This window comes from Streptomyces griseiscabiei (assembly GCF_020010925.1).
Lineage (GTDB): Bacteria > Actinomycetota > Actinomycetes > Streptomycetales > Streptomycetaceae > Streptomyces > Streptomyces griseiscabiei.
Genome location: NZ_JAGJBZ010000002.1, coordinates 2,917,334 through 2,943,615 on the forward strand (window position 1 = coordinate 2,917,334; position 26,282 = coordinate 2,943,615).

General features: G+C 73.3%; 19 protein-coding genes. 6 read left to right on the forward strand and 13 right to left on the reverse strand.

The features are described from left to right. Nucleotides 1–176: 176 nt before the first annotated feature. The 4 genes from J8M51_RS29970 to J8M51_RS29985 all read right to left on the reverse strand — a co-directional run bounded on the left by J8M51_RS29970 (nucleotide 177) and on the right by J8M51_RS29985 (nucleotide 6,001). The gene (locus J8M51_RS29970; RefSeq protein ID WP_236067383.1) at nucleotides 177–1,526 is read right to left on the reverse strand and encodes an MFS transporter; all 1,350 of its coding nucleotides are present in this window, start codon (nucleotides 1,524–1,526) and stop codon (nucleotides 177–179) included. A gap of 153 nt (nucleotides 1,527–1,679) precedes the next feature. Then, the gene (locus J8M51_RS29975; protein ID WP_086757919.1) at nucleotides 1,680–2,123 is read right to left on the reverse strand and encodes a hypothetical protein; all 444 of its coding nucleotides are present in this window, start codon (nucleotides 2,121–2,123) and stop codon (nucleotides 1,680–1,682) included. A gap of 133 nt (nucleotides 2,124–2,256) precedes the next feature. Further along, on the reverse strand, nucleotides 2,257–4,419 hold the full coding sequence (locus J8M51_RS29980) for a SpoIIE family protein phosphatase (RefSeq protein ID WP_398857115.1): 2,163 nt from the start codon (nucleotides 4,417–4,419) through the stop codon (nucleotides 2,257–2,259). A 382-nt stretch (nucleotides 4,420–4,801) separates the two neighbouring features. Then, the gene (locus J8M51_RS29985) at nucleotides 4,802–6,001 is read right to left on the reverse strand and encodes a PucR family transcriptional regulator (protein ID WP_398857428.1); all 1,200 of its coding nucleotides are present in this window, start codon (nucleotides 5,999–6,001) and stop codon (nucleotides 4,802–4,804) included. Nucleotides 6,002–6,150: 149 nt separating this feature from the next. Between J8M51_RS29985 and J8M51_RS29990 the strand changes: the two genes are divergently transcribed. From J8M51_RS29990 to J8M51_RS30005, 4 genes are all read left to right on the forward strand, one after another. Beyond that, nucleotides 6,151–7,650, forward strand: a complete 1,500-nt coding sequence (locus J8M51_RS29990; protein WP_086754966.1) for a long-chain-fatty-acid--CoA ligase — start codon at nucleotides 6,151–6,153, stop codon at nucleotides 7,648–7,650. Nucleotides 7,651–7,762: 112 nt separating this feature from the next. Continuing rightward, nucleotides 7,763–8,656 (forward strand): hypothetical protein, encoded by an 894-nt coding sequence (locus J8M51_RS29995; protein WP_086754956.1) that lies wholly within the window; start codon nucleotides 7,763–7,765, stop codon nucleotides 8,654–8,656. Further along, nucleotides 8,653–10,899: a bifunctional serine/threonine-protein kinase/ABC transporter substrate-binding protein gene (locus J8M51_RS30000; RefSeq protein ID WP_086754955.1), complete on the forward strand. Its 2,247-nt coding sequence runs from the start codon at nucleotides 8,653–8,655 to the stop codon at nucleotides 10,897–10,899. The genes J8M51_RS29995 and J8M51_RS30000 overlap by 4 nt, the downstream gene beginning before the upstream one ends. Before the next feature lie 219 nt (nucleotides 10,900–11,118). Next, entirely contained in the window at nucleotides 11,119–13,239 is a 2,121-nt protein-coding gene (locus J8M51_RS30005; protein WP_267299594.1) for a bifunctional serine/threonine-protein kinase/ABC transporter substrate-binding protein, read from the forward strand. Nucleotides 13,240–13,269: 30 nt separating this feature from the next. Here the strand turns inward: J8M51_RS30005 and J8M51_RS30010 are convergent, their stop codons facing one another. From J8M51_RS30010 to J8M51_RS30035, 6 genes are all read right to left on the reverse strand, one after another. After that, nucleotides 13,270–13,611 carry a VOC family protein gene (locus tag J8M51_RS30010; protein ID WP_086760541.1) on the reverse strand — a complete coding sequence of 114 codons (342 nt, stop codon included), beginning with the start codon at nucleotides 13,609–13,611 and terminating at the stop codon, nucleotides 13,270–13,272. Nucleotides 13,612–13,639: 28 nt separating this feature from the next. Then, the gene (locus J8M51_RS30015) at nucleotides 13,640–15,643 is read right to left on the reverse strand and encodes a GDSL-type esterase/lipase family protein (RefSeq protein ID WP_086760543.1); all 2,004 of its coding nucleotides are present in this window, start codon (nucleotides 15,641–15,643) and stop codon (nucleotides 13,640–13,642) included. A 119-nt stretch (nucleotides 15,644–15,762) separates the two neighbouring features. After that, complete coding sequence (locus tag J8M51_RS30020; protein WP_086760544.1) at nucleotides 15,763–16,743, reverse strand: phosphotransferase family protein; 981 nt, start codon at nucleotides 16,741–16,743, stop codon at nucleotides 15,763–15,765. A gap of 157 nt (nucleotides 16,744–16,900) precedes the next feature. Next, the gene (locus J8M51_RS30025; protein WP_086760546.1) at nucleotides 16,901–18,274 is read right to left on the reverse strand and encodes a DEAD/DEAH box helicase; all 1,374 of its coding nucleotides are present in this window, start codon (nucleotides 18,272–18,274) and stop codon (nucleotides 16,901–16,903) included. Between the two features lie 151 nt (nucleotides 18,275–18,425). After that, complete coding sequence (locus J8M51_RS30030; protein ID WP_256965871.1) at nucleotides 18,426–19,355, reverse strand: phosphatase domain-containing protein; 930 nt, start codon at nucleotides 19,353–19,355, stop codon at nucleotides 18,426–18,428. A 2-nt stretch (nucleotides 19,356–19,357) separates the two neighbouring features. Then, a complete protein-coding gene (locus J8M51_RS30035) occupies nucleotides 19,358–20,566 on the reverse strand; it encodes an RNA ligase (protein WP_086760548.1) in 1,209 nt (402 codons plus the stop codon). 611 nt (nucleotides 20,567–21,177) lie between these two features. On the opposite strand from J8M51_RS30035, the gene J8M51_RS30040 reads away from it, so the two are divergent. Then, a complete protein-coding gene (locus J8M51_RS30040) occupies nucleotides 21,178–21,963 on the forward strand; it encodes an alpha/beta fold hydrolase (RefSeq protein ID WP_086760550.1) in 786 nt (261 codons plus the stop codon). Between the two features lie 18 nt (nucleotides 21,964–21,981). Here the strand turns inward: J8M51_RS30040 and J8M51_RS30045 are convergent, their stop codons facing one another. Continuing rightward, nucleotides 21,982–22,920 carry a C45 family autoproteolytic acyltransferase/hydolase gene (locus tag J8M51_RS30045; RefSeq protein ID WP_086760552.1) on the reverse strand — a complete coding sequence of 313 codons (939 nt, stop codon included), beginning with the start codon at nucleotides 22,918–22,920 and terminating at the stop codon, nucleotides 21,982–21,984. Nucleotides 22,921–23,116: 196 nt separating this feature from the next. On the opposite strand from J8M51_RS30045, the gene J8M51_RS30050 reads away from it, so the two are divergent. Then, nucleotides 23,117–23,878 carry a carbonic anhydrase family protein gene (locus J8M51_RS30050; protein ID WP_086760554.1) on the forward strand — a complete coding sequence of 254 codons (762 nt, stop codon included), beginning with the start codon at nucleotides 23,117–23,119 and terminating at the stop codon, nucleotides 23,876–23,878. A gap of 24 nt (nucleotides 23,879–23,902) precedes the next feature. Here the strand turns inward: J8M51_RS30050 and J8M51_RS30055 are convergent, their stop codons facing one another. Both J8M51_RS30055 and J8M51_RS30060 read right to left on the reverse strand, forming a co-directional pair. Continuing rightward, a complete protein-coding gene (locus J8M51_RS30055) occupies nucleotides 23,903–25,576 on the reverse strand; it encodes an ABC-F family ATP-binding cassette domain-containing protein (protein WP_256965872.1) in 1,674 nt (557 codons plus the stop codon). A gap of 360 nt (nucleotides 25,577–25,936) precedes the next feature. After that, complete coding sequence (locus tag J8M51_RS30060; protein WP_086760558.1) at nucleotides 25,937–26,266, reverse strand: 2Fe-2S iron-sulfur cluster-binding protein; 330 nt, start codon at nucleotides 26,264–26,266, stop codon at nucleotides 25,937–25,939. Between the last annotated feature and the right edge of the window lie 16 nt (nucleotides 26,267–26,282).

Below are 26,282 nucleotides of genomic sequence, written 5' to 3' on the forward strand. Positions count from 1 at the left end.
TCCGGACAGGAGATCGGAACGAATGTTCAGAATTGCGGGCCGCGGTGTGCCCGGACGGGCTGACCGCTCGGGGGCGGCGCTTGCGCCGTACACGCCGGGCCCGCCGGTCCATACGGTGACGGCGGTCGTCGGGCGCGCCGGGTGGGAGGACCGCAGCACGCGTGGCGGGTGGCCCGCTACCGCGCGTCCCTCGCCGCCAACCGCCCCTGGGCGACGGCGGGTTCACCGGTACCCGGACCGAGGCCGGACCCGCCGCTCCGCCGGATCAGCGCCACTCCGGCCACCGCGAGCAGGGAGGCCGCCGACAGCGTGTACAGGCCGCCGTTGGTCGTGCCGGTCGTGTCCTTGAGGTAGCCGAAGAGGGTGGGCGAGACGAAACCGCCCAGGTTTCCCAGGGAGTTGACGACGGCGAGCCCGGGGGCGGCGATCTTCAGGTCGAGTCCGGACTGGGCCATCGGCCAGAACAGGGTGGCCGCGCACTTCCCGCCGACCGCGGCGAGCGTGATGGCCGCGAGACCGAACCAGGGGGAGCCCAGAGTGGCCAGGAAGGTCCCCGTCGCGGACAGGACGAGGGCGACGGCGAGATAGGGCCGGCGGTCGGGGGCACGGTCGGTGAAACGGCTCATCGAGTACATCGCGATCACCGCGCAGATCCACGGGATCGCCGACAGCAGACCGACCTGGAACGGCGACAGTCCGCCGATCTCCTCCACCAGACTGGGCAGCCAGAACGTGATCGCGTACCCGGTGAGGGCCATCGCGAAGAACACCGTGGTCAGCAGGGCGACCTGAGGGTGGATCAGAAGCTTCAGCCGCGACACCCTCGGGGCCCGGCTGCGCGCCTCCTCGTCCCGGGCGACCGCCGTGCTCAGCGCCTCCTTCTCCTCGGCCGTCAGCCACTTGGCGTCCTGGACGCGGGAGACGAGGAAGAATCCGGCGACGAAGCCGACGACGATCGACAGCAGCCCCTCCAGCGCGAACATCCAGCGCCAGCCCGCGAACCCGCCGACCCCGTGCAGTTCCAGCAGCGCGCCCGTGATCGGCCCGGTCACGATGTACGCCGTGGCCGAGCCGCCGAGGAAGATCGCGCTCGCCCGGCCCCGGCTGGAGTCGGGCAGCCACTGGGTGAAGTAGAGCAGGACACCGGGGAAGAAGCCGGCCTCCGCGACACCGAGCAGGAAGCGCAGCCCGTAGAACATCCAGACGTTGTGGATGAAGCACATCGCCACGATCACCAGACCCCAGGTGATCATGATGCGGGTCAGCCAGACCCGGGCGCCGAACCGCTCCAGAAGCATGTTGCTGGGCACCTCGAAGAGGGCGTACCCGATGAAGAAGAGGCCCGCGCCGAGCCCGTACGCGGTGGCGCTCACCCCGACGTCGGCCCGCAGCTCGTCCTGGACGAAGCCGACGTTCGTCCGGTCCATCTGGTTGATCAGGAGCATCAGGACGAGGATCGGCAGCATACGGCGCAGGAACTTGCCGACCGCGCGCTGCTCGGCGTCGGGTATCACGACTTCTGACATCGTTGTCTCCCTCTGATGGTTCACATGCGTGAACCATCATCACGTACGTAGGAATGGCGGGAACCTTACGGAGGGCTCGCCTCCGGGTCAATGGGTTGGACCCGCGAACACGTATGTGAACCAGAGGGTGGGGGAGGTGTGGGGGAAGTGGGGTCAGCCCGCGTGGATCCTGCCCTGCTTCACCAGGAAATGGGCGGGGTCGGAGCAGCCGAGCGACGGGGTGAGCAGCAGGCTCACGGTCAGCGGGGCGGGCTCGGTGCTCGCCGTCGAGAACGCGCAGACGGCGCTCTTGCCCGTGAGGGGATACCAGAACCAACCGTCCGTATTGCCGACCGTCACCCGGTCCGACTCCTTCCAGGCTCCGGCGGACCGCGTGAAGACCTGCAGGCGGACGGAGGCGGCGTACTCGTCGTCCGTCGAGCGCAGCGCGGTCAGCGTGACCCGGTAGTCGGATCCGAGGGTGGACGAGGCGATCTCGCGAGTCTCCCGCGCGGCGGAGTTCGCGCTCGACGCGCCGGCGCCGGCGGCCGCGAGCGAGGCCGCCAGCAGGACGGTGAGGGTCGCGGCGGTGCCGCGGCGGCTGTGGGTCGGGTTCATGGGCTTCATCGGCTTCATGTGGTCCCCCGTCGGGACGAGTCGGGACAAAGGGTCGGTTTGTTCCGTTCTCTCATGAAGACGAGGCAAACGCCGCGAAGGTTGTACGCATTCGTGCGGGTGTCGCTGTCGCCGCTCAGATCGAGTGGATGAGCAGCAGGGCGATGTCGTCGCTGCGCGGCGCGGAGCGGCGGGCGTGCTGGACGAGGGAGTCGGCGACGCCGTTCGTGGCGTGCGGGCCGGAGGTGTCGGCGTCGGCGAGGGCACGGGCCAGGTCGTCGACCGCGTCGTCGATGTCGATGCCCGGGGCTTCGACGAGGCCGTCCGTGTACAGCGCCAGCACCGAACCGGGCGGCAACGGGATCTCCCTGCACGCGTATTCCGCTTCCGGGTCGATGCCCAGCAGCAGCCCCGGCGGCAGCCGGACGGGTTCGGTCCGGCCGTCGGGGTGGCGCAGCAGCGGGGGCGGATGCCCGGCGGTGGCCAGACAGGCGGTACGCGCGCCCAGGTCGAGGTGGGCGTAGAGGCAGCTGGTGAACAGGTCGGGGTCGAGATCGGTGAGCAGCCGGTTGGTGCGGGCGAGGACCTCGTCGGGGGCCGCGCCCGCGGTGGCGTGGACGGCGGTGCGGACCTGTCCCATGAGGGCGGCGGCGTTGACGTTGTGGCCCTGGACGTCGCCGATGGCCGCGGCGGCGCGGGTGGGGTCGAGACGGATCAGGTCGTAGAAGTCGCCGCCGATGTCCATGCCCCGGGTGGCCGGCAGATAGCGGGCGGCCACGTCCAGCCCGGCGACCCGGGGCAGGGTGTGGGGCAGCAGTCCGGCCTGGAGGTTGTGGGCGAGCTGGTGCTTGGCGTCGTAGAGCCGGGCCCGGTCCAGGGCCTGGGCGATCAGCCCGGCGGTGGAGATGTGGACGGCCCGTTCCTCCGTGGTGAAGGGGTGGGGCTGCTCGTAGGCGAGGACCAGCGAGCCGACCGGACGTCCCGAGGTGATCAGGGGCAGGAAGGCCCAGGCCGCCATGGCGTCCTGGAGGACCGCCGGGGGATAGGCGCGCTTGAGGTCGGCGAACGTGTCGAAGAAGGCCGGGACCCCGGTGGTGAGGGCGCGTACGGCGGGGGTGTCCGAGGTGAGCGGGGCGGCGTCGAAGCGTTCCATCAGCTCGGCGGTGTAGCCGCGGTAACCGATGATCCGCAGTCGGCCGTCCTCCGCCGTCATCAGCGCGAGGGCCGCGGCGCCGAACGCGGGCAGGACCTGTTCACAGACCTGGTCCACCACGTCGCGCACACCGACGGCCTCGGTGAGCGTGGCCGCCAGGTGCATCAGGTGGTAGAGGGTGGTGGCCCGCCCCGGTGTGGCCGGTGGCGCGGCACGGGACCTGGGAGGCGCCGTGACCGGGGAGGGGGCGTGGGCCGAGTGGGTGGGGGCGATGCGCACGCTGATCCCGGAGGCGTCCGGTACGAGACTGAACGACAGCCAGCGGTCCGGAGGCCGCCGGGCGATGAACGACACCGGTTCGCGGCTGAGCATGGCCGCCCGGTAGCTGTCCTCGGCGGTCGGGTCGTCCAGCCAGCGCAGCGCCTCCCACGGTTTGGCGCCCAGCAGGTCGGGGATGCCGGCGCCGAGGAGCTCGGCGGCCCTGGTGCTGAGGAAGGTGATCCGGCCGTCCACGTCGAGCGAGCAGCAGCCGCCGGGGATGCGCTCGGCGAAGTCGACCGCGGCCTGCGCCTCGTCCGGGCCGGCGGTGCGGACCCGGAGCGGGGGCAGTATCAGCGGCTCGGCGGCGGGCCGTACCGGACGGCCGGCGTCCGCCTCCGCCCGCAGCAGCCGCGCCAGCCGGTCACACACGCCGGCGATCTCCTCCCGCTCCCCGGGGCCCGGCCGCGGCGGGTGCGAGGCCGGCCACTGCAGGACCAGGCCGCCCCAGACGTCCGTGCCGGTGGTGAGGGGGGCGGCGGCCAGCGTGAAGCGGTACGGCACCACCAGGGCGAGCCGTGGATAGCGGCGCGCCAGCTCCTCCTGGCCGCTCACCCACACCAGCCTGTGCTCTCGTACGGCGTCGGACACCGGGGAGGAGGCCTTCAGCGCCACCCGCGCCCACGGCATGGAGATCTCCCAGGGGACCCCGCCCAGCACCGCCAGCTGCAGCACCGGCTCGTCCGGCGGCAGCAGATACACCGCCGTCACCGATGTACCGCTCTCCCGGGCCATCTCGATCAGGGCGGACTCCAGCACCCGCGGACCGACGACACCGGGACCGGGCACGCCGTCACCCGCCCCGGACCGATCCGGCCCCCCGGACATCCGGCCACCGCACGTCACCCATATGCGGACCATACGCCCACCGCTCCGCACCGGCACACCGGTGCGGCGGCCCGCCCCGGGGCCCGAGTGGGGGCCCGACCGGGGCTGGGTGTCATGAGGCGTCCGGAGAGGACGGGAAGGGGGAAGGGCCGGGTGCCGCCGAGTCCTGGCCGCACCGCCCCCCCCGCCGCACCGTGCGCTCGGGTGCCGCGAAGGGCCGGATACGGAGCCTGTCCGACGCCGGTGTCCTGTCCGCTCCGACCACGGTGCCTTGCGTGCCCGGCCGCCTCGCCCTGACCTGACCTGCCCGGCCGGGCCGGACGGCCTTCCCGCCTGTGCACCCCTGCTCCCACTGTGCTTCCCGCCTGCCCACCCCGGCCCCTCACCCCTCCCCACCCCCCGACAGCTCGTCCCCGCCCGTGCCGGTGCTCCGGACCGCCAGGAGTGCGGTGCCGATGTGGGTCACCGCTCGGGGGTCGGAGAGGGGGCGGCCGGTCAGTTCCTCGACGCGGCGGAGCCGGTAGCGGACGGTGTTGGGGTGGACGAAGAGGGTGCGGGCGGCCTCGGTGGCGGAGCCCGCGGCGGCGAACCAGTGTTCCAGGGTCTGCAGGAGCCGGGCGCGCTCCGCGACGGGAAGGTCGAGCACGGGCCGCAGGACCACCCCCACCAGCTGGGCCGCCTCCGCCGGGGCCGCGGCGACCACCATGGCGAGCGGGTCGTCGTCGAACCGGGCGACACCGGGGCCCGCACCCCGCAGCCCGGCCAGCGCCAGCCGGGCGAAGCGCAGCGCCTGCGGGGTGTCCCGCAGCGAGTGGAAGGACGGGCTGACCCCCACCCGGGCCCGCGCCCGCCGCAGGACACGCAGCCACGCCCCGTCCGCCGTCCCCGTGGGCAGGGCGATCAGTCCGATCTGCTGGTCCGGCAACAGCCGCCAAGCCGAGGGGAGTTGAGCCTGACGCAGGGCCGCCTCGACCCCCTCCAGCGGTTCCTCGCCGGGCGCGCCGGCCGCCGCCGCGGCCACCGCGTAGGGCCCGAGCTCGGGCAGCCCCAGCTCACGGGCGGCCTCCCAGAGGGTGGTGCGGTCGGCGATGACACCGGTGAACAGCGCCTCCACCAGCGCCGAACGCCGGGCCTGCCCCCGCGAGGTCAGCTCCGCCGCCGTCTCCCGGTAGGCCGCCGCGACCGCCTCCGCGTACAGACCGAAAAGCGACCAGATCCTCGCCGACTCGGACACCAACTGGTCGTCGGTGACCTCCGGATGGGTGCGCGCCTCCGTGAGGATCTCCGTCCACAGCAGTTCGAAGCCCACCCGGTACGCGTGCAGGGTGTCCGCCAGCGGCACCCCCTGCTCGGCACGGATGCGCCCGGTCTCCCGGGCCGGGCTCGGGTCCGGGGCCGCGTCCTCGCCGAGGTGGCTCAGGATCAGGTCCGCGTTGGCGGTGCACGAACGCCGTAGCGAGTCGAAGGGGAGCAGGGACTCGTCCTCGTAGGCGTCGACGTCCGCGCGGATGCGCCGCGCGATCCGCTCGCCCAGTTCCGGCAGCCGGGAATGCAGTGCCGCGGCCACGCCCGAGATGTCCATCATCGCAGCTTAGTGGGCCTGCTTTGTCCTCCGGAACAACCACGTGGGGGAGGTCCTGTCGTGCGCCCCATAGGCCGTCGTCGCGTCCGGCAGCACCATGTCGTCGAAGTGAACGGCGGATTTCGACGGTGACATTCGTGGAGGCGGGCATGGCCAATCTGGCGGCGTACCTGGTGGAGACGGCACAGCGGCAGCCGGAGCGCCCCGCCCTGCGCCTGGGCGAGCGGACCATCGGCTACGCGGAGCTGGACGAGCGCTCCGCCCGCGCCGCCGCGCTGCTGCGGGCCGAGGGCGTACGGCCGGGGGACCGGGTGGCCCTGATGCTGCCCAACGTGCCCGAGTTCGTCGTCCTCTACTACGGCGTGCTGCGCGCCGGCGGCATCGTCGTCCCCATGAACCCGCTGCTCAAGTCACGGGAGACCGAGTACCACCTGAGCGACTCCGGGGCGGTGCTGCTCCTCGAATGGCATCAGGCGCCCGGCGAGGGCGCGCCGGGCGCGGACGCGGCCGGGGTGCGGCACCTCGCCGTCGAACCCGAGAACTTCGCGGCGCTGCTGGCCGCCCACGAACCGCTGCCCGGCGTGGCGGAGACGGCGGACGACGACGTGGCCGTCCTCCTCTACACCTCCGGCACCACCGGCCGCCCCAAGGGCGCCACGCTCACCCACGGCGGACTGCGTCACAACACCGAGGTCAACACGGTCCATGTGCAGCGGATGACGCCCGAGGACGTGGTGGTGGGCTGTCTGCCGCTGTTCCACATCTTCGGCCAGATCTGCACCATGGGCGTCGCCGTCCGGGCGGGCGCCTCGCTCACCCTGATCCCCCGCTTCGAGCCGCAGGCCGTGCTGGACGCGATCGCCCGCGACCGGGCCACCGTCTTCGAGGGTGTGCCGACGATGTACGCGGCGCTGCTCCAGCACCCGACGGAGGCGGACGTCTCGACGCTGCGGATGTGCGTCTCCGGCGGGGCCTCGCTCCCGGTGGAGGTGCTGCACGGCTTCGAACGGCGCTTCGGCTGCGCGGTGCTGGAGGGCTTCGGCATGTCCGAGACCAGCCCGGTGGTCACCTTCAACCACCCCGACCGGCCCCGCAAGGCCGGCTCCATCGGCACCCCGATCGAGGACGTCGAGGTACGCCTCCTGGACGACAAGGGCCAGGACGTCGCGCCCGGCGAGGTCGGCGAACTGGCCGTACGGGGGCCGAACGTGATGAAGGGGTACTGGAACCGCCCCGAGGAGACGGCCGCCGCGATCCCCGACGGCTGGCTGCGCAGCGGCGACCTCGCGCGCCGGGACGCGGACGGCTATCTCTACATCGTCGACCGCAAGAAGGACATGATCATCCGCGGTGGTTACAACGTCTACCCGCGCGAGATCGAGGAGATCCTGCACGAGCACCCGGCCGTCGCCCTGGCCGCCGTGGTCGGGGTGCCGCACTCCCACCTGGGCGAGGAGATCGCCGCCGCGGTCGTCCTCCGGCCGGCCGCCCACGCGACCCCCGACGAACTGCGGGAGTTCGTGAAGGAGCGGGTCGCCGCGTACAAGTACCCGCGCGAGGTGTGGATCGTGGACAGCCTGCCGACCGGTCCCAGCGGCAAGATCCTCAAGCGGGAGATCACCGCCCCAGAGAGGCCTGCGAGGGCGTAACTACGTATTTCCGTAAGGCAAGTTGGGGACCGGAAGCCCTCACATGCGTCACACTTCCCCTATCGACGTCACACCGCCCACCGTAGGGCGGGGGCATCGGCGGGAGTGCTGTATGGCCGGGTGGAGACCAGCCCTGCCCGCGGCGGCGGTGGCGCTGCTGCTGGCCGGGTGCACCAGCGGACCGGACGACGAGAGCGACGCGCGGGGCGAGCCCGGCGGGACCTCCGCCGCGTCGCCCTCGACCTCGCCCCCGTCCTCGCCGACGCCCGAGAGCGAGCCGTACACGCTCGCCGAGGACCGGGCGCCGAAGACGCGGGCCGACGCGGTCACGTTCGTCCGTGACCTCGACGTACGCCCCGACTACTTCGGCAGCGGCTTCCGCGGACGCGAGCCGCGCGAGAGCGATCCCGCGCGGTGGGCCGTGCTCGGGCAGGACTGTCTGTGGCGGCGGGAGGCGCTGCCGGCCACCGTACTGGCCAGTCTCACGCGGGCGTTCGAACTCCCGGAGCGGGACGGCAAGGGGCCGGTGTACGTGTCGGTGACCGTCACCGTGCACCGGGACGCGGTGTCGGCGCGCCGCGACATGGCCGGCGCCCTGGAGTCGGCGATGCGCTGCCCCGAGCAGCGGCTGAACGCCACCGACCGGGTGCGCGGTCTGTACTCGCAGATCGACGCGTTCGCGGACGGCCGGTCCGCGCTCAGCGAGGACGATCTGACGGAGACCGGTGAGTGGCTCGGCGGTGACGGGAAGGCGCATCCCTTCGACTGGTACAAGTACCGGGTCGGTCCGGTCACCGTGGCCGCGACCGCCCGGCACGGCGCGGGCCGGAGCGCGGAGGAGGACGACGCGATCACCGGCGACATGGGCAAGGGCGTGGGCTTCGTCGCCGCCGAGGTCCACCGTCAAGGGGAGTCGGGCGAGTCGGGTGAGTCGGGTGAGCCGGGCGGTGCGGGCGGCCCGGAGGCCACCGGCGGCCCCGCCGAGTCGGAGGGGGCGGACCGGTGAGCGAACCGCTGCAGCCGTCCGACCCGTCCCGTATCGCCGGTTTCCGTCTGCTGCGACGGCTCGGCTCGGGCGGCATGGGCGTCGTCCATCTCGGACGTACCGACTCCGGCACCCTGGCGGCCGTCAAGGTCATCCGGGGGGAGAGCACCGGCGACGACGACTTCCGGGCCCGGTTTGCCCGGGAGGTCGAGCTGGCACGGCGGGTGGACAGCCCCTGGGTGGCGCCCGTCCTGGACGCCGACGCCGAGGCCCGGGAACCCTGGCTGGCCACCGCGTTCGTCCCGGGCCCTTCCGTCGCCGAGGCCGTCGCCGCCCACGGCCCGCTGCCCCCGCGCGCGGTACGCGTGCTGGGCGGGCTGCTCGCCGAGGCGCTGGCCGCCGTGCACGTGGCCGGACTCGTCCACCGGGACGTCAAGCCGGGCAACGTCCTGCTCGCCGTGGACGGCCCCCGACTGATCGACTTCGGCATCGCCCGCGCCGCCGACGACACGGCCCTGACCGCGTCCGGGCTGGTCATCGGCACCCCCGGCTTCCTCGCCCCGGAGCAGGCCGAGGGCCGGCCGGCCTCGTCCGCGAGCGATGTCTTCGCGCTGGGCTGCGTCCTTGCGTACGCCTCCACCGGCACCCCGCCCTTCGGCACCGGGACCGCCGACGCCCTGCTCTATCGCACCGTGCACGACGACCCCGAACTCGGCGGTCTGGAGGGCGAGTTGCGCGCCGCGATCGCGTCCTGCCTGGCCAAGGACCCGGACGCGCGGCCCTCGACCGACGCACTGCGGCGGCTGCTCGCCGAGGACGACCAGGGCGCCGGGGACGACCAGGGCGCTGAGAACGGCCAGGGCGCCGGGGAGACCGCGGGCGCGTTCGGCGACCGGCTCCCCGACCCCGTCGCCCGGATGGTCGCCGAACGCGCCGCCGAGGGCCTCGCCCTGCCCGACATCGAACCCACCGTCGTGGACGAGACGGACGAAGGCGCCCCGTCGGACACCCCTGCCGACCGGCCCCCGGGACGCCGCCGCCTGCTGCTGGCGGGCGGCGCGCTGCTCCTCGCCGCCGCCGGCGCCGGAGCCGTGATCTGGGCGTCGGACGACGACGAGGAGCCGTCCACGGGCGCCGGGCGTCCCGTGTACGTCCTCGGCGTGCACGTGTCCGGCGCAGCGGCCGACACCACCGTCGGCCGGACCTGCGAACGCGCCGCCCGCCTCGCCGTCGCCGAGCACAACGCCTCGTCGAAACGGGCCTACGACCTCAGGGTGAAGGTCCGCGCCGACCGGGGCGACGCCGACACGGCCCGGGAGGTGGCCCGCGCGTTCACCGCCGACCGGGACGTCGTCGCCGTCCTCGGCCCCGTCGGCGAGATCCCGATGTGGTCGGCCGCGGGCGTCTACGGCGACGCGGGGCTGACCCATGTGTCGAGCAGCACGGGCCTGCAGGGCTTCCAACTGCTGTCGCCCAGGACCTCGTTCCAGAGCGGCACCGCCCACGCCGCCCTCGCCGGCTGGATCGCGCTGCACGCCCTGGTGACCCGGGAGGTGCGGCCGGTCGGCATCGTGATCGACCGGGCCGGGGGCCCCGTCGTCCAGGACCAGGGCAGCCTGCTGGTCAGGAACTGGCGCGAGATCCTGGAGGCCCCCGTCGTGCCCCGGGTCGTCGCGGAGCGGACGGACGACGCCCCGCAGGCCGTCCGGGACGTGCTCGCCGCGGGGGTCGAGGCCTTCGCGTACTTCGGCCCCCTCGACACCACCGTCCGCGTGGCCCAGGCGCTCGCAACGGCCGGATTCACCGGGCCGCGCTGGATGCAGCACCAGCTGTACGGCTCGGACTTCCCCCGCCGCGCGGCGGGCGCGGGCGAGGGCTGGTACGTCGTCACCTCCGCCGTGGACCCCTCCGTACTGGCGACGAAGAAGGCCAGGGCCTTCACCGCGGCATGGCGCGCACGCTACGACACCGCTCCGGAGCCCTACGCCGACCAGGCCTACGACAGCGTGCGGATGCTGCTCACCGAGTTCGCCCGCACGGTGCCGGCGAAGGCGGGCCGACGGCCGGTGCGGACCGATCTCGCCGAGCGGCTGGCGAAGGTGAAGTACGCGGGCATCGCCCGGACCTATGCCTTCGGCGAACAGCACATGTACGACAACAGCGCGGAGGGCTGGGCCGACGAGACCTACGTCCACCAGGTCCGCGACGGGCGCTTCCGGCAGATCGGCTCACTCGGCGAACTGGACCGGGCCGGACGGGGCTAGGGCCCTTCTGATGGATCTCCGCGGCGTCGCGACGCCCGGCACGCACCCTCGCCGCACGGCGCGAAGGGCCAGGTGGCTCCGCCACAAGACCCTCCACGCCGCACGCCGAGCGCACGCACCGAACGCCGCTCCTTCTCCCACGGAGATCCATCAGAAGGGCCCTAGAGCGCGCGCTGGACGGCCCCGGGCGGGCCGCCGGGTGAGGAGGAGGAGGCTGACATGGAACGGCTGCTGCCCGCCGACCCGTCCGTGATCGGCGGCCACCGGCTCGCGGGACGGCTCGGCGCGGGCGGCATGGGCGTGGTGTATCTGGCGCGCTCGCCGCACGGTGCCTGGTGCGCGCTGAAGGTGATCCGCGCCGAGTACGCGGGCGACCCGGGCTTCCGGGCCCGCTTCCGCCGCGAGGCGGAACTCGCGTCCCGGCTCACCGGCCGCTGGACCGTCCCGGTCGTCGCGGCCGACGCCGACGCGCGCTCCCCGTGGCTGGCCACCGCCTATGTGCCCGGCCCGTCCCTCGCCGAGGCCGTCGCCCTGCACGGGCCCTGGCCCGAGGCGCGGCTGCGCGGCCTGGGCGCCGCGCTGGCCGAGGCGCTGGAGTCCGTGCACACGGCCGGGCTCGTCCACCGGGACGTCAAGCCCGCGAACGTCCTGCTGGCCGTGGACGGCCCGCGCCTGATCGACTTCGGGATCGCCCGTGCGCTCGGCGCGACCGCGCTCACCACGGACGGCAGCGTCGTCGGCTCGCCCGGCTACCTCTCGCCCGAGCAGGCCCGGGGCCGCACCGTGGGCCCGCCCAGCGACGTCTTCTCCCTCGGCTGCGTCCTCGCCCGCACGGCCACCGGCAGACCTCCGTTCGGTACCGGCGGAGCGGCGGCCGTCCTGTACCGGACGGTCCACGAACCCGCCGACCTGGACGGTCTGCCCGAGGCCCTCGACAGCACCGTACGGCGGTGTCTGGAGAAGGACCCCGAGCGGCGGCCGAGCATGAGTGAACTCCGGGCGGACTTCGGTGAGTTCACCTCCGGCGACTGGCTTCCCGCAGGGCTGCCCGCGCTGGTCGCCGCCCGTGCCGCACGCGTTCTCGACCTGCCCGTGCCCGACCCCACCGTCGTCGTCGGACCGTCCCCCGTGGACACGCCCGGCACCCCGGTCCCGCCCACCCGCCGGCGTCTGCTCCTCGCGGGGGCCGCGCTCGGCGTCACCGGAGCGGCAGGGGCGGGCGCCTGGTGGCGGTGGGGCCGGGGCGGAGCCGCCGGGAACACCGGGTCCGCCCGGCGCCCCCGCCATGTGGTCGCCCTGCTCGGCAGCCCGTCCGACCCCTTCCACACGGCACACGAGCGCGGCGCCCGCCTCGCCGTCGAGGAGCACAACCGCGACCCCCGGCGCACCGTCGACCTCGTGCTGCGCACCGCCGACGACCACGGCACCCCCGCGGGCTCCACCCGAGCGGCGACCCGGCTCGCCGCCGACCCGGAGGTGTCCGTGGTGATCGCCGCCGGCGACGGGAGGACCGTCACCGCGGCCCTGCCCCCGTGCACGAAGGCCCGGCTGACCGTCCTGGTCACCCGCGCCGACACCGAGGAGTTCATGGCGGTGAACACCACCACCGCGCTCGTCCTGCGCTCCACGCTGACCCTCGGTCCGCACCCGGTGCTGCGGCATCTGAACCGGGTCGTCAAGCCCGCCCGTACGGTCGTCGTGCACGACCTGGCCACCGAGACCGAGGGCCTGCCCACGGTCCGGATGGCCACCGTGTACGGCAAGCTCGACAGCGAGACCGCCGTGGAGGAGGTCGCCGCCGACGAGGGCTTCACCGAGGTCGCGCGCCGGATCGCCGCGCGGCCCCGCGACGCCGTCCTGTTCGCCGGGGTGAGCCCCGACCGCGCCGCCGCCTGTGCCCGCGCGCTGCCCGAGGCGGGCCACCGGGGCGCCCGGGTCGCGGGCGAGCATGTCCTCGGCGCCGCCTTCCTCGCCGCCGGCGAGGGCTGGCGGATCGGCACGGGCTACACCGACGCGAACGCCGACCCCCGGACCAGGGCGTTCGCCGCCGCGTTCCGCGCCCGCCACGCGGGCGCCGCGCCCGGCCCCTGGGCGGCCGAGGCGTACGACGCCGTCCGGTTCGCCGCCCAGGGCCTCGCCTCCGTCGGGGACGACGGCCGCTCCGCCCTGCGCTCCGAACTCCTGCGCCGCCCCTGGCAGGGCATCACCCGCCGGATCGGCTTCGACGCCTCGCTGCAGTACTTCCAGGTCGGCGACGACAGCGGCGGCTTCCTGTTCCGGGTGTCCGGGGGAGCGGCCCGCTTCGTGGCGCGCTCCGACGACATCGGGAAGCGGAAGTGAGACCCCGCCGCCCGCCGTCACCCGGACCTGTCAGACGGGACCGCCGCCGAACGCGATCTCGTTCCCGTCCGGGTCGTGGTACGTGACCTTGCGGACGCCGTTCGCGTACGACTCGCGGCTGCTGGGCTCCAGCCCCCGCCCGGAGATGTGGGCGACACGGTCGTCGAGGTCGTCGACGAAGACGGTGTGCAGGGCGTGACCCGCGCGCCCCGGCCGGTGCTCGACATACACGTACCGGTGCTCCGCCAGCTCCCACACCGCCTCCGTGTCGTTCGGGAAGAACGTCGGCGGCGCACCGAACAACCGCTCGTACCAGGAGAGCGCCACGCTGTAGTCGTTCACGGGAATGCCTGCGAAGAGGACGACGGCCATGGCGCCATCGTAGGCCCGGCGGCCGGCCTCAGGCGCCGATCCGCGCGGCGATCAGCGGGGCGAGCCGGTCGGTGACGGCACGATGCCCCTGGTCGTTGGGGTGCACGGAGTCGGTGAGGTCACCGGAGCCCAGCCAGCCCGTGGTGTCGACGAAGGACACCCGGGAGTCCCCGCCCGCCACCGCCTCCCGCACGGCGGCCTCGGTCTGGGGCACGAACCGCCCCCGGAACGTCTCCAGGGCGAAGATCCAGGCCCCCGGATGCGCGGCGCGGACCTTGCGCAGCAGACTGGAGTAGCCGGCCTGGAACTGCGCCGAACTCACCCCGTGCCCCACGTCGTTGGTGCCCAGATTGATCACGACGGCGTTCGCCCGGTAGCGCGCGGGATCCCAGTCGGGCGTCGCCGCGTTCGGGTTGAGCTTGGTGTACTGCCGCTCCAGGCCCACACAGCCGTCCGCCGCCGCGACCAGACAGGCACCGCCCTGGGCGATCTGCGTGTGCTCGGTGCCGAGCCGCTCCCCGATCAGCCAGCCGTACGCGGTACGGGCGTTCTGCGAGCTGGTCGTGCCCACGGTGATCGAGTCGCCCACGAACTCGACCAGCCGGGTGGGCGCGGACGGCGCGAAGGTCGTCGCCCCGCTGTCCAGGACCAACCCCTGGAAGACGGCGTCACCGCGATAGGAGCCCGCCACCACCTGGTAGTTGACCTGCAGCGTGTGCCGGCCGGACGACAGCGCGGCCGGAGTCAGATTCACGGTCCCCTGCACGTCGTCGTAGAACCTCACGGGCCCGTCGTCGATCCGCGCCCAGAAGTCGATCGTGCCGCGCTGCCTCAGCTGGACGGTCCGTCCGGTGAAGCCGACGCGGTAGTAGGCACCGGCCCAGTACGGCGTGTACGCGGTGCTCGACGTGGTGGTGTCCCAGCGGCCGACGAACTTGATGTTCGGATCACCGGGCCGGCCCGGCGCCGCCGCCCGCGCCGAGGCGGACGCCGTGCCGTTCAGGGCGGCGCCGATCAGCGGGGCGAGCCGGTCCGCGAACTTGGTGTGGCCCGCCTCGTTCGGATGCCCGTTGCCGTCCTCGTAGTCGGCGCCGTCCGTCAGCCAGCCGCTCGTGTCGACGTGACGGACCCTGCCGTCCCCGGCGGCGTTGCGCGCGGCGACGGCCGCCCTCGTCTCGGCGACGTACCGCTTCTTGAGTGTCTGCACCGCGAAGAGCGTCGCGTCCGGGTACTTCGCGCGCACGTCCCGCAGGAAGGCGGTGTACGCCGCCTGGAACTCGGCGCCGGTCACCCCGTGCCCGATGTCGTTGGTGCCGAGGTTGACGACGACCGCGCTCGCCCGGTACCGGGAGAAGTCCCAGTCCGTGGCGCCCGTACTGGCCACCTTGAAGAACTGGCCGCTCAGCCCGGTGCAGCCGGACCGCGCGACGAGGCAGTACCCGGCGCGCGCGATCCGGGTGTGCCGCATGCCCAGCCGTTCGCCCGTCTTCCAGGCGTACGAGTCGAGCGCCAGCCGGTCGGTGAGGGCCCCGGCGGTGATGGAGTCGCCGACGAACTCGATCAGCCCCGGCGCCGCGCCCGGAGCGACCGTACGGGCCCCGGCGTCCAGCACCAGCCCCTGGAACACCGTGTCCCCGGACCGGTAGGTGATCCGCAGGGTGTGCGTGCCCGGGGCGAGGGGCCTCGGGGTGAGGTTGACGGTGCCGCGCACGCCCGCGTGGAACACGTCGGGGCCGCCGTCGACGCTGACGTAGAAGTTGACCGCGTCGCGCGCCTTCGCCTTCACCGTGGTGCCGGTGAACGACGTCCGGATGTACGCGCCGGTCCAGTTGGCGACCGCCGTCGTGCCGGAACCCGTGTCCCAGCGGCCGACGTAGACGATGTTCGGATCGGAGACCGAACCGTCGCCCGGCGCGGCGTGGGCGCGGGTGACACCGGCCAGTGACAGCAGACAGACGACGAGCGCCGTGGTGAGGACGGCCGCCAGGGCTCGTCCGCCGCGTCTGCCGGACCTGTGGGGGGAGGTCAGCATGGGGATCCTTTCTCACCGGAGGTGGGAGCGCTCCCATGAGCAGCCCTCCCAAGGAACCAGCGAGCCGGATCGTGGTCAAGGGGGCGTACGGTGAAGGAAGTTGACGCCCGCTGTCGGTCCTATGCGCCGGAGACCGTCGCCAGCGCCTCGCCACCGTGGTGCTCCGCGATGCCCCGCATGAACTCCCGGTCGGGGAAGTCCCCGTCGAGCAGCCGGAGCGGGCCCGCCGTGAGCGACAGCCGCTGGGTGAGGGTGTACAGCGCGAGCCGGTCCTCGTCGAGGCCCTCCACCGCGAGCGGGCGGTGGTGGCCGTCGGGATGGCGCAGCCGCAGGAACACGTGCTCCCACTCGACGTCGAAGTACAGCAGTTCGTCGATGTCGATCAGCACCGGGTCGCCGTTCCCGTCCACCAGGACGTGGTCGAACCCCAACTCGCCGTGCACGACCGAGAATTCGGCGCGCGGTCGCACCGCGGCGGCCAGCTCGCGCAGCCGTTCGTCGAGCCGGTCGCGGGCCTCGGCGATCCGCCGGTCGCGCGCCGCCGCCTCGGCGAGACAGCGCAGGGCGAAGGTGAGCGCGGCACTCTCGCACGTCGCCGCCGCCGGGCTTCCTCCCGCGTCGACCACGGCCACCTTGCCGAAACGCGGCGCCCGGTACGCCCGCATCGCCTCCAGGGCCTCCGCGAGCCGTGCCACCGTCGGCTCCGCCGCGCGCGGGTCTCGGTCGAACAGGTCCAGCAGGTTCTCGCCGGGGACGTCCTCCACGATCGCCAGGTCGGCCGGGTGGTGGGTGTGCCCGCGGTCGATCAGACGGATCTCGGGCACCCGCAGCCCCAGCGCGTCCAGCCGCCGGTGGGCCGCCTCGAACAGATCGAGTCCGACGCCGGGCGAGAAGGGGTCCGTGAGATCGCCGTCGCCCTCGGTCGCCGGCCAGTAGTTCTCCGACTCGTCCCACAGATAGGCGATCGCCGTCGTGGTGTCGTCCATCGTCAGGCGGTACACGCCCTTGGTGGTGCCGCCGGTGAGCCGCTCGACGGCCGCCAGCCGGCGCCCGGCCCCCAGCGCGGCGCGCGCCGCCCCCGCCCACCTGTCTCGCGCCACGTTCCCGTTCCGGGGAGCCACGCCCACCACCGCCTTCGCACTCGGCAACCCGGGCACCTTACGCGAGGCGCTGTCGGGCGCCGAACGATTCACCCGCGCCGACGGTCCCGGCATCAACACCGCCGGCGCCAACACCCTTGCGCCAACACCCCTGGCGTCAACGGCCCTTGCGCACCCGGGCCGCCGCGCGGGCCTCCGCCGCCTTCCGGGCCTCGGCGGCCTTGCGGGACTCCTTCGCCGGACGGCCCGGACGGGTGCCGAGGCCGCGGAAGGGGGCGTTGCCGCCGCTCTGCCTCGTCTCCGCCGGTGGACGCTTCGCCCCGGTGATGGCGGTCAATTGGGCCTCGCCGGAGCGCACTTGGGTGACGGTCGGGCGGACCTTGGCCTCGGACATCATCCGGTTCACGTCGCGCCGCTGGCTGTGGGTGACCAGGGTGACCACCTTCCCGGACTCCCCGGCGCGTGCCGTGCGCCCGCCCCGGTGCAGATAGTCCTTGGCGTCGGCGGGCGGGTCGACGTTCACGACGAGGTCGAGCGCGTCGATGTGGATGCCCCGCGCCGCGACGTTGGTGGCCACCAGCACGGTGATCGCCCCGTCCTTGAACTGGCCGAGCGTGTGCGCGCGCTGCGGCTGCGACTTGCCGCTGTGCAGCGCGCCCGCCCGTACACCGCTGGCCCGCAGATGACGGGTGAACTGGTCCACCGCGGCCTTGGTGTCCAGGAACATCAGCACCCGGCCGTCGCGCGCGGCGATCTCGGTCGCGGTGGCGTACTTGTCGGCGCCGTGGATGTTCAGCACATGGTGTTCCATCGTGGTGACCACGCCCGCGACCCGGTCGACCGAGGCGTGCACCGGGTCGTGCAGGTAGTCGCGCACCAACTGGTCGACGTCCCGGTCGAGCGTGGCGGAGAACAGCAGCCGCTGCCCGTCGGGGCGGACCTGGTCCAGGATCTCCGAGACCTGCGGCAGGAAGCCCAGGTCGCACATCTGGTCCGCCTCGTCCAGCACCGTGATCCGTACCTGGTTCAGCAGGCAGTCCCGGCGCGACACCAGGTCGGCGAGCCGCCCCGGCGTCGCCACGAGCACCTCGACGCCGGTCCTCAGCACTGCCTGCTGCTTGTTGATCGACAGCCCGCCGACCACCGTCCCCAGCCGCACCCCCAGCGTGCGCGCGTACGGGGTCAGCGCGTCGCTCACCTGCTGCGCCAGCTCCCGGGTCGGCACCAGCACCAGCGCGAGGGGCCGCTTCGACTCCGCCCGCCGGCCCGCCGTACGGACGAGCAGCGCCAGCCCGAACGCCAGCGTCTTGCCCGAGCCGGTCCGCGCCCGGCCGAGGACGTCGCGTCCGGCGAGCGCGCTCGGCAGGGTCGCCGCCTGGATCGGGAACGGCTCCGTCACCCCGAGGTCGGTCATGGTCCGCAGCAGCTCGGGCGGCAGGCCGAGCGAGTCGAAGGACTCGGCCGGGGGCGCGTCGGTGGGCTGCGGCGGCCCGGCGGGGGCGGACTCGGAGGCGGACGGCTTCGCGTTCAATGGGGAACCTTTCCTGTGATGGCGCCCGGAACGCGCCGGGGCCCGTACCCCTCGGTACGGGCCCCGGCGGTGTCGAAGCGTGCCCCCATTTTACCAGCGGGCGCACGGGGGCGGACCGGCCCGCGCACTGCCCGCCCGATCGGCCCGGTGGTCAGAAGGCGCCGTAGTTGACCTGCCAGGTCGGCAGCCCCATCCGCCGCCACACGGCGACGACCCGGTCCCGGTCGTCCAGCGAGACCCGCACCGCGAACCGGTGCCGGACATGCCGGTCGAACAGCTCCGCCTTCACCACGTCGTCGCGGCGCTGGTCCTTGGCGGCCCGCATCCACAGCTCGTCGTACGGCACCTCGTGCGCGCGCAGCCACGCCTCCGTCAGGCCGCGATGCTCCTCACCGCGCCCGGAGAGCAGCACGATCACATCGCCGTCGGCGCTCCGGAAGGAGCGCAGCGCCCCGCGCACCGACTCGTTGAGCAGGTCCTCGTCGCAGCGCGTGAAGTCGTAGGCGCCCCGGTCGCCCCGGAGGGCGAGCGTGCCGTCGATGTCGCACATGACCGCCGACGGCAGCGCGGGGTCGGCGGTGTACGGCTCGACGGCGGGCTCGTCGTTCAGCCATTCCGCGGTCAGCCGCCAGCCGCCCCTGCGGGACTTGGCGTGCTTGTCGGCGAGGAGCCGGATGATCTCCTCACCGACCGGCCGCTCCCGCTCGGCGTCGCGCCTGAGGCACTCTTCCACCGGTACGTCGGTGAAGTCGTGCACCACGAACGTGGCCAGCCCCGCCACCGCCGCCTTCAGCCGCTTCGGGATGTGCGGCGTCATGTGCGTGTTGTCCACGACGACGTCGAAACCGCCCTCCACGGCCGCGCGCACCGCCGCGTCCTGGATCGCCAGCACGGTCTGCTCGTGCGCGTACGACCGGCGCTCGGCCCCCTCCGGCAGCGGGACGTCGAGCATCTGCCGCAGATCGTCGAGGTTGACGCGGCGCATCCGCCCCTCGGACTCCGCCTGCAGCCTGCGCGCCGCCGTCGTCTTCCCCGAGGCGGGCAGCCCCGACATGACGTGCACCACGGGCACGGTCGGCACGATCAGTTCTCCTCGTCGTTCTTGAAGGGGTCGGACGCCTCCGGCCGGGTGGAACGGTACGTCACGAGCTCGGTCGGGCGGCCGTCCAGCCGCTGGAACATGGCGGGGCGCACGGCGGCGTCCGGCAGCTCCCGCACCGCGCGGGCGAACGCGCCCCGGTCGCCGGTGAGATGCGCCAGCGACCGGAACGCCTCGTCGATCGCCCGCTCCCGGTCCGCCACCTGCTTCTCGATGCCCGCGACCACCCCGCGCACCCAGGCGTCGAACTCGTCCGGCACCTGCTCCAGCAGCGCGTCCAGGGGCCGGCCGCCGGACGCGGCGACGTCCTCGGCCGAGCAGTTCAGCGCCTGCGCGATCTGCTTGGCGGGCAGCCCCGCGAACCGCTGGACGCCGTGCCCGCGCCAGATGTCCCGCTCGGTCACCCCGGTCAGCACCCTGTGCAGCCGTACGTACTCGGCGAACTTGGCCTTCGCCCGCACGCCCGAGGCGAAGCGCAGCACGAAGCCCTCGGCGTCGGTGCCGGTGGCCGCGCTGCCGCCGGGCAGCCGGTTGCCCTCGGTCATCGCCAGCAGTTCGGCGAGCGGCACGGCGGGCCGGACGGTGACGACCGAGCCGATGCCCTGCCAGCCGGCCGCGGCCTCCGCGAGGGCGATCTCGGTGCCGTCCTTCGCGAACGCGGCCAGCAGCACCACGTCCCGCCGGTCGCCGTAGTCGACGACGATCCGGTTCTCCGGGTACAGGATCTCCGCCAGGTACGTCACCCCGGGCACCAGACCGGAGGTGTCCTTCCCGTCGAGCAGCCGCTGCGCCCAGGTCGCCTGCACACTGATGAACGACCCCTTGGACGCCACCCGCCACCGGCCCGCGTAGTGGAACACCACCGCGAGGCTGCCGTCGACCTTGTCGTACACCTCGAACGGCTCGTCCGGGAGCGCCGTCGCGTACGGCTGACCCGCCTCGTGCTCACCGACGTTGAAGAACTTCGGCAGCGGCAGCGCGACGATCTCCCCGGTGGCGTCGTCGGCCACGAGTCCCCGGCAGCGCGTGGTCACACGGTTCCAGACCCGCTCGTACTGGCAGGTCCTGGTGTACGTGTAGATGGACAGCGGCAGTTCCGGGTGCGACTTCCGCGTGACGTGCCCCGCTTCGAGCGCCGCGGCGAGTTCCTCCGGCGGCAGCAGGCCATGAAGAGTCAGGTGGGCCCGGCTCATGTGTTCCTCCCCTTGGTGGTCCCCGATTGTCACGTGGGGGAGGCGTTGTACGCACGCGGGTTTTCGGGGACCCCGCAGCTCAGTGGCCCAGGCGCCCTCCGACGCCCTCATCCCCGCCCGTGCTCACGGACCAGCCGCTCCAGGTACTTGATCAGCCTGACGTCGTTGCGCACAAGGCGGTCCCGCTCGTCCTCCGGCAGCGAGGCCAAGGGGTCGACGACGACCTGTGCGCGGGGTACGTGGACCAGCGAGCCGCAGTGGATCCGGCAGCCCGTGCACCACGCGAGCCCGACGCAGCGCTCGTACGCGGCGGATTCGGGCGGGTGGAAGCGGTAGTGGTACGAGCGGACGGGCGTCCCGCAGTCACCACAGACCCGCCGGTCCCCGTCGGCGACCGTGTCCCAGGTCGCGACCCGGCGCCAGATCAGCCGTGCGTTCCGCTCTCTTCAAGTCCTCGGGTCCGTCATACCGGCCATAGTCCCCCACAACAGGGGCCGAGCGGGAGGGACTTACGGGTACTGACACACTGTCGAGGACTGTCGGCGTCGAGGACTGTCTCTCCCCTCCCCCCCCGAGTCGACGCGGTACCGGAACGGGAAGGAAGTACGGCGATGACCCCGATCCATGTGACGGTGTGGGACGAGACCGGCGGTGGGGGAGCGCCCTCGGTCCTCGTGCACAACATCTTCACCTGGGGTGGCGACGAGCTGTACGGCTTCGCGGCCCAGCGGCCGTTGGCCGACCGCCACCGGCTGCTCCTGGTGGACCGACGGGGCTACGGCGACAGCCCCGACACCGAACGCGGTGACTTCGACACCGACGCGGACGACCTGGTCGCGCTGCTGGAGGCCCAGGACGGCGGCGCGCACCTCGTCGGTCACGGCAACGGCGGACTGATCGCCATGCTGGCCGCCGGACGCCGCCCCGACCTCGTCCGCTCACTCACGCTGATCCAGCCCTCCGCCTTCGCGGCGGCGGCCGGGCACCCCGTGATCGAGACCATGATGCGGCGGGTGCGGGAGGGCGCCGCCGTGCCGGAGTCGGTGACACCGGAGCAGTATCTGCGCGCCTCCACGGAGGGCATCGGCATGGCCATGCCCGACCCCACCCCGAGGCGGCTGCGCGCCGTCGCCACCTCGATGCGCGAACGCCCCGTCTGGGAGGCGACGGCGCCCCTCGAACCCTTGCGCACCGCACCCTGGCCGACCCTGATCATCTGCGGGACCTGGGAGGACGCCCCCGAGCTGTACCGCACCTACGTCGGCGAGCCCCTGATCGCCTGCGCCGAGGCCCTGGCCGACACCCTCGCCGCCCGCCTCCTCCGCGTCCCCGGCCACTACCCCCACACCCAACAGCCCGCCACCGTCAACGCGGCCCTGCGCGCGCTGTGGTCCTGAGCGCCGGGAAGGCCACGCTCACCGGCCCAGTGCCACGGTCCGGGCGCCCGGAGTGAACGCGTCGAAGGACTGTTCCCAGGACTCGTCGGGCCAGTGGTAGGTCACACGGCCCTCCGAGGGCCGGTAGTGGGCGGTGTAGACCGTGCCCAGTCCCTCGTCGTACGCGTACTGGTACAGCGGAGGCTTCAGCATCGCCGCCACGTCCGAGCCCGCGGCGCGGACACCGGCCAGCCGCTCCTGGGTCCGGGAGAACCGCTCCTGCTCGTCGGGCACCGGCAGATGCTGGTGGTTGGCGGCGCAGGCGTCCGGCGCCTCGGTCAACGGGATGTCGGGTCCCACGAACACCGTCACCGCGCGTTCGCGGTCGACGAGGGTGACGTTCTGCGGGATGCCGACGGGTATGGTCCGCAGCCGCTCGACCGCCTCCCCGACGGTGTCGCAGGTCTCCAGCAGATAGCGCAGCACGATGAGGATGGCGAAGCCGGGGCCGTGGACGAACCGCCCGCCGAAGGTGAGCGACACCGCGAGCCCGGCGTCGTTCATCCCGTCCAGCAGGCCCCAGCCCGCGTCCTGCATACCGATCACCGGCCGGAGGAAGTGGGAGGCGACGATCGTGCCCTCGCACTCGTCGGGACTGAAGTCGTAGTTGCGCAGCAGGCTGCCCGGGCCGCCGATCTGTGTGCAGCCCGAGAAGAACGGCCGCAGGACGGCGAGGGTCAGGAAGGTGTCCCCGCCCGGCCGGTCCAGCTGACGGGCGAGCCGGTCGAGCACCGGGACCAGCTCCGGCATGTGCTCCTCGAACAGGTTCCTGGCCCGGGCCGCTCCCTCCGGAGTGCGGCCCTCGTCGCTCGTCCAGCTCTCCGCGAGCGGCCACAGTTCCTGTGTGTGCGCGGCCCACCGTCCGTCGGCGCCGTCACCGACGTCCATGGCGCGAAAGGTCATCTGCTGTGGGCTCATCACGGCCGCTCCCTCGTGTGTCCGTGCCAGGTCCCGGGCAACCTAGCCAATTCCGCAGGCAGTTCGCCCCTCCTGCCGTCAAGTTCGCGCCGTCTGTTCAGCAGTTCAGGTGAGGTTGTGCGTCCTGGGGCGGCGGGACGGGGAGATATGGGGCGATTCCAGCCCGGAGTTTCCGACTCAGTCGAAGGTGCCGCCCATGTCCCAGACCGCGTCCGCGTCGTCCGCCGTCGATACCTCGTGCGAGAAGCTGAGCCCGGTGGACATCCGGCCGGAGGACACCGACTCCTCGGCTCTGCCGCCCCTGCGGTTCCGTCATCCGAGGGAACTGGTGCTGGACCTGCACTTCGACGATCCCGGGAAGCCCCGGCGCCGACCTCCGCGCGACCGCGCGCGGGGAGACGGATACGACTGTGTGCGGACCGACGAGGGCAGTGTGAAGGCCGCGCCGCAGAAGGGTGACGAGTGCCTGCTGTGGGTGGGCGACGACCTGTTCGCCCTGGTCGACGTGCACTGGCACACACCGTCCGAGCACACGGTCGGCGGAGTGGCGTTCCCGATGGAACAGCACATGAAGTACCGGCGCGTGGACGGTGACACCGGCGCCGCCGAGGGGGACGGCGAGTTCACCGTCATCGGTGTCTTCGTCCACCCGGGGCAGCCCAACGACTCCCTGGACCGTCTGCTGACCTCGGCCCGCCGATCGGACGGGCACTGGACGGTCGGCGGGGTCGGACTCGACGCACTGCTGCCGTCCTGCACCGAGTCCTACCGCTACGTCGGCTCCACCACCACCTGCCCCTACATCCCGGGAGTGCGCTGGACTTTGCTGACCCACCCCGTCCAGGCATCCGCCGAGGCGCTGGCCCACTACCGGAAGGTCTTTCCCAAGGGAAACGCCCTGGAGACACAGCCGCTCCGGGACCGACGCGTCCTCAGCGACCGACACCGCTGGTGGTAGCGCCGGGCCCGTGCGACGGGGTGGTCAGCCCTGGTCGGGAGCGAGCGCGGCCCGCCGTGCCGACGCCCGCTCGGGCGGGCTGAGCCGCAGCCGCGGCCAGTCGTGGATGTCGCGCCGCAGCTGCCGGTCGTGCGTGGCGACGACGACCGCCGCGTCCGTGGCCCGCAGGGCTTCGGTGAGCTCGTCGACGAGGGCGATGGACAGGTGGTTGGTCGGCTCGTCCAGCAGCAGGACATGCGGGCGGGTGGCGAGCGCCAGCGCGAGGTCGAGCCGGCGCTGTTGCCCCGTCGACAGGTCGGCCACCGGTTTCCCGGCGTCGCGCGAGGTGAGCAGACCCAGCGCCCCGAGCCCGACGACCTCGCCCTGCTGGAGGACCCCGGCGGTCACCAGCCGTGCCGTGTGCGCCTCGTACAGATCCCGGGCCCGTCGCCGCGTCGGGTGCGGCGACTCCTGCCCCAGGAGGTGCAGCCGGACGGTACGCGCCCGGTGCACCCGGCCCGTCGTGGGCGCGAGCCGCCCCGCCAGGACCGACAGGAGCGTCGACTTGCCCGCCCCGTTCGGCCCGGTGACGGCCAGCCGGTCGCCGGACGCCACCGCCGCGGTCGTCGGCCGGTGCAGCCGACCGTCCACGCTCACCTCCTGCGCCCGCAGCAGCGGGGCGCCGGGCCGGGCGGGCAGCTCGGGCATGTGGAACCGCCGGGGCGGCACGGGCGCGGTGACCTTGTGGTGTTCCAGGTCGTCCTGGCGGCGGTGCACGGAACGGGCCAGCGCACCGGCCCGGGTGGCCCGCTGGTGCTTGCCGGTGCCCTTGTCCGGGCGCCACCCCGTGACCAGCCTGTTCCGTGCCTCCGACAAGGCCTGTTCCAGCCGGGTCTGTTCGGCCCGCTGCTGCTCGTACTCGGCCTCCCACCGCACCAGTTCGGCCTCCCGGCCCTCGCGGTAACCGGCGTATCCGCCGCCGTGGACCTGCGGACGGCCGTCCCGTGTGGGGTCGAGGTCGAGGATCGTGGTGGCCACGTCGGCGAGCAGCGCCCGGTCGTGGCTGACCACGACCACACCTCCCGCGTGGGCGCGCAGCCGGGTGGTCAGATACTCCAGCCCGGCGAGATCGAGGTGGTTGGTCGGCTCGTCGAGGAGCAGGAAGTCGTACTCGGCCCCCAGCAGACAGGCCAGCCGGATCCGATAGCGCTGGCCGACGGAGAGCGTGGCGAGAGGGCGGCCGCGGTCGCCGACGGCGCCGAGTCCGACGAGGGCGACGTCGACCCGGCGGTCGGCGTCCCAGGCGTCCAGCGTCCGCGCCGCCTCCAGCGCGTCGGCGTACGCCTCGTCCGCGCCGGGCCGCTCCTCGGCCAGCGCCGTGGCCGCCGCGTCCAGGGCCGCGAGCGCCGCACGGGCGTCGGCCAGGTGCTCGTCGATGACATCGCCGACCGTACGCTCCTCCTCCGCCGGCATCTCCTGCTCGGCCAGCGCGAGGGTGCCCACCCGGTGGACCTCCCCCTCGTCGGGGGTCAGGACACCGGCCAGGACGTGCAACAGGGTCGACTTGCCGCGTCCGTTCTCGCCGACCACACCCCACCGCGATGCGGGGGACACCTTCATCTCGACGTCGTGCAGCACGGTGCGCCCACCGCGATCGACACGGACGGCGGCGCAGGTCAACTGGGCCCGGGCGCGGGCAGGCAGGGCTGGGGCAGTCACGTTCTCTTCCTCCGGAAGGAGGCACACCTCACCCCTGGGACCACCGGGGGAGTGCACCGTCTCTGACGAACGACCCGGCCGCCGTGGAAGGAAAAACGGAAGGCAGCGGAGCGGGGTCGCGGGCGAACTCGTGGCCCGTCGCTCACCACCCGTGCGAGGACGGGTGAGTACGGAGCGGGGCCGACGGCCCGGTCAGAGATAGAAGACGTGAATCATGCGCCGAGCGTAGCAACCCGCCGAAACGGACGGCCACCGAATATCGAACCCCGGGAAGGACCGCACCGGGACCGCACGGGACCGCAGGGGTACGTGCGGATACGTGCGGATACGTGCGGGAGACGGATGCCGAGCCGCGGCCGGTCATGTCTGGGAGTGCGGGACCCTCACGACGACATCGGCGGTCCGCTCCGTCAGACCGAGTTGGCAGCTGAGCCGGCTGCCGGCCTCGCGGGGTGCGGCCGTGCAGTCGAGGAGTTCGTCCTCGTCGGGGGTGACGGGGGAGAAGGGGGCCTCGGTGTCCTCGCCGAGGTCGACATAGACATGGCAGGTGGCGCACATCAGGTTGCCGCAGCACTCGGCGACGATGCCGCGCACTCCACCGGTCACGGCGCCTCGCATCACGGTGGTGCCGGGGGCCAGATCGAGGACGGTCTCGGTGCCGTCGGGCTGGGCGTAGGTGACTTTCGGCATGATCGGACTTCCTTTC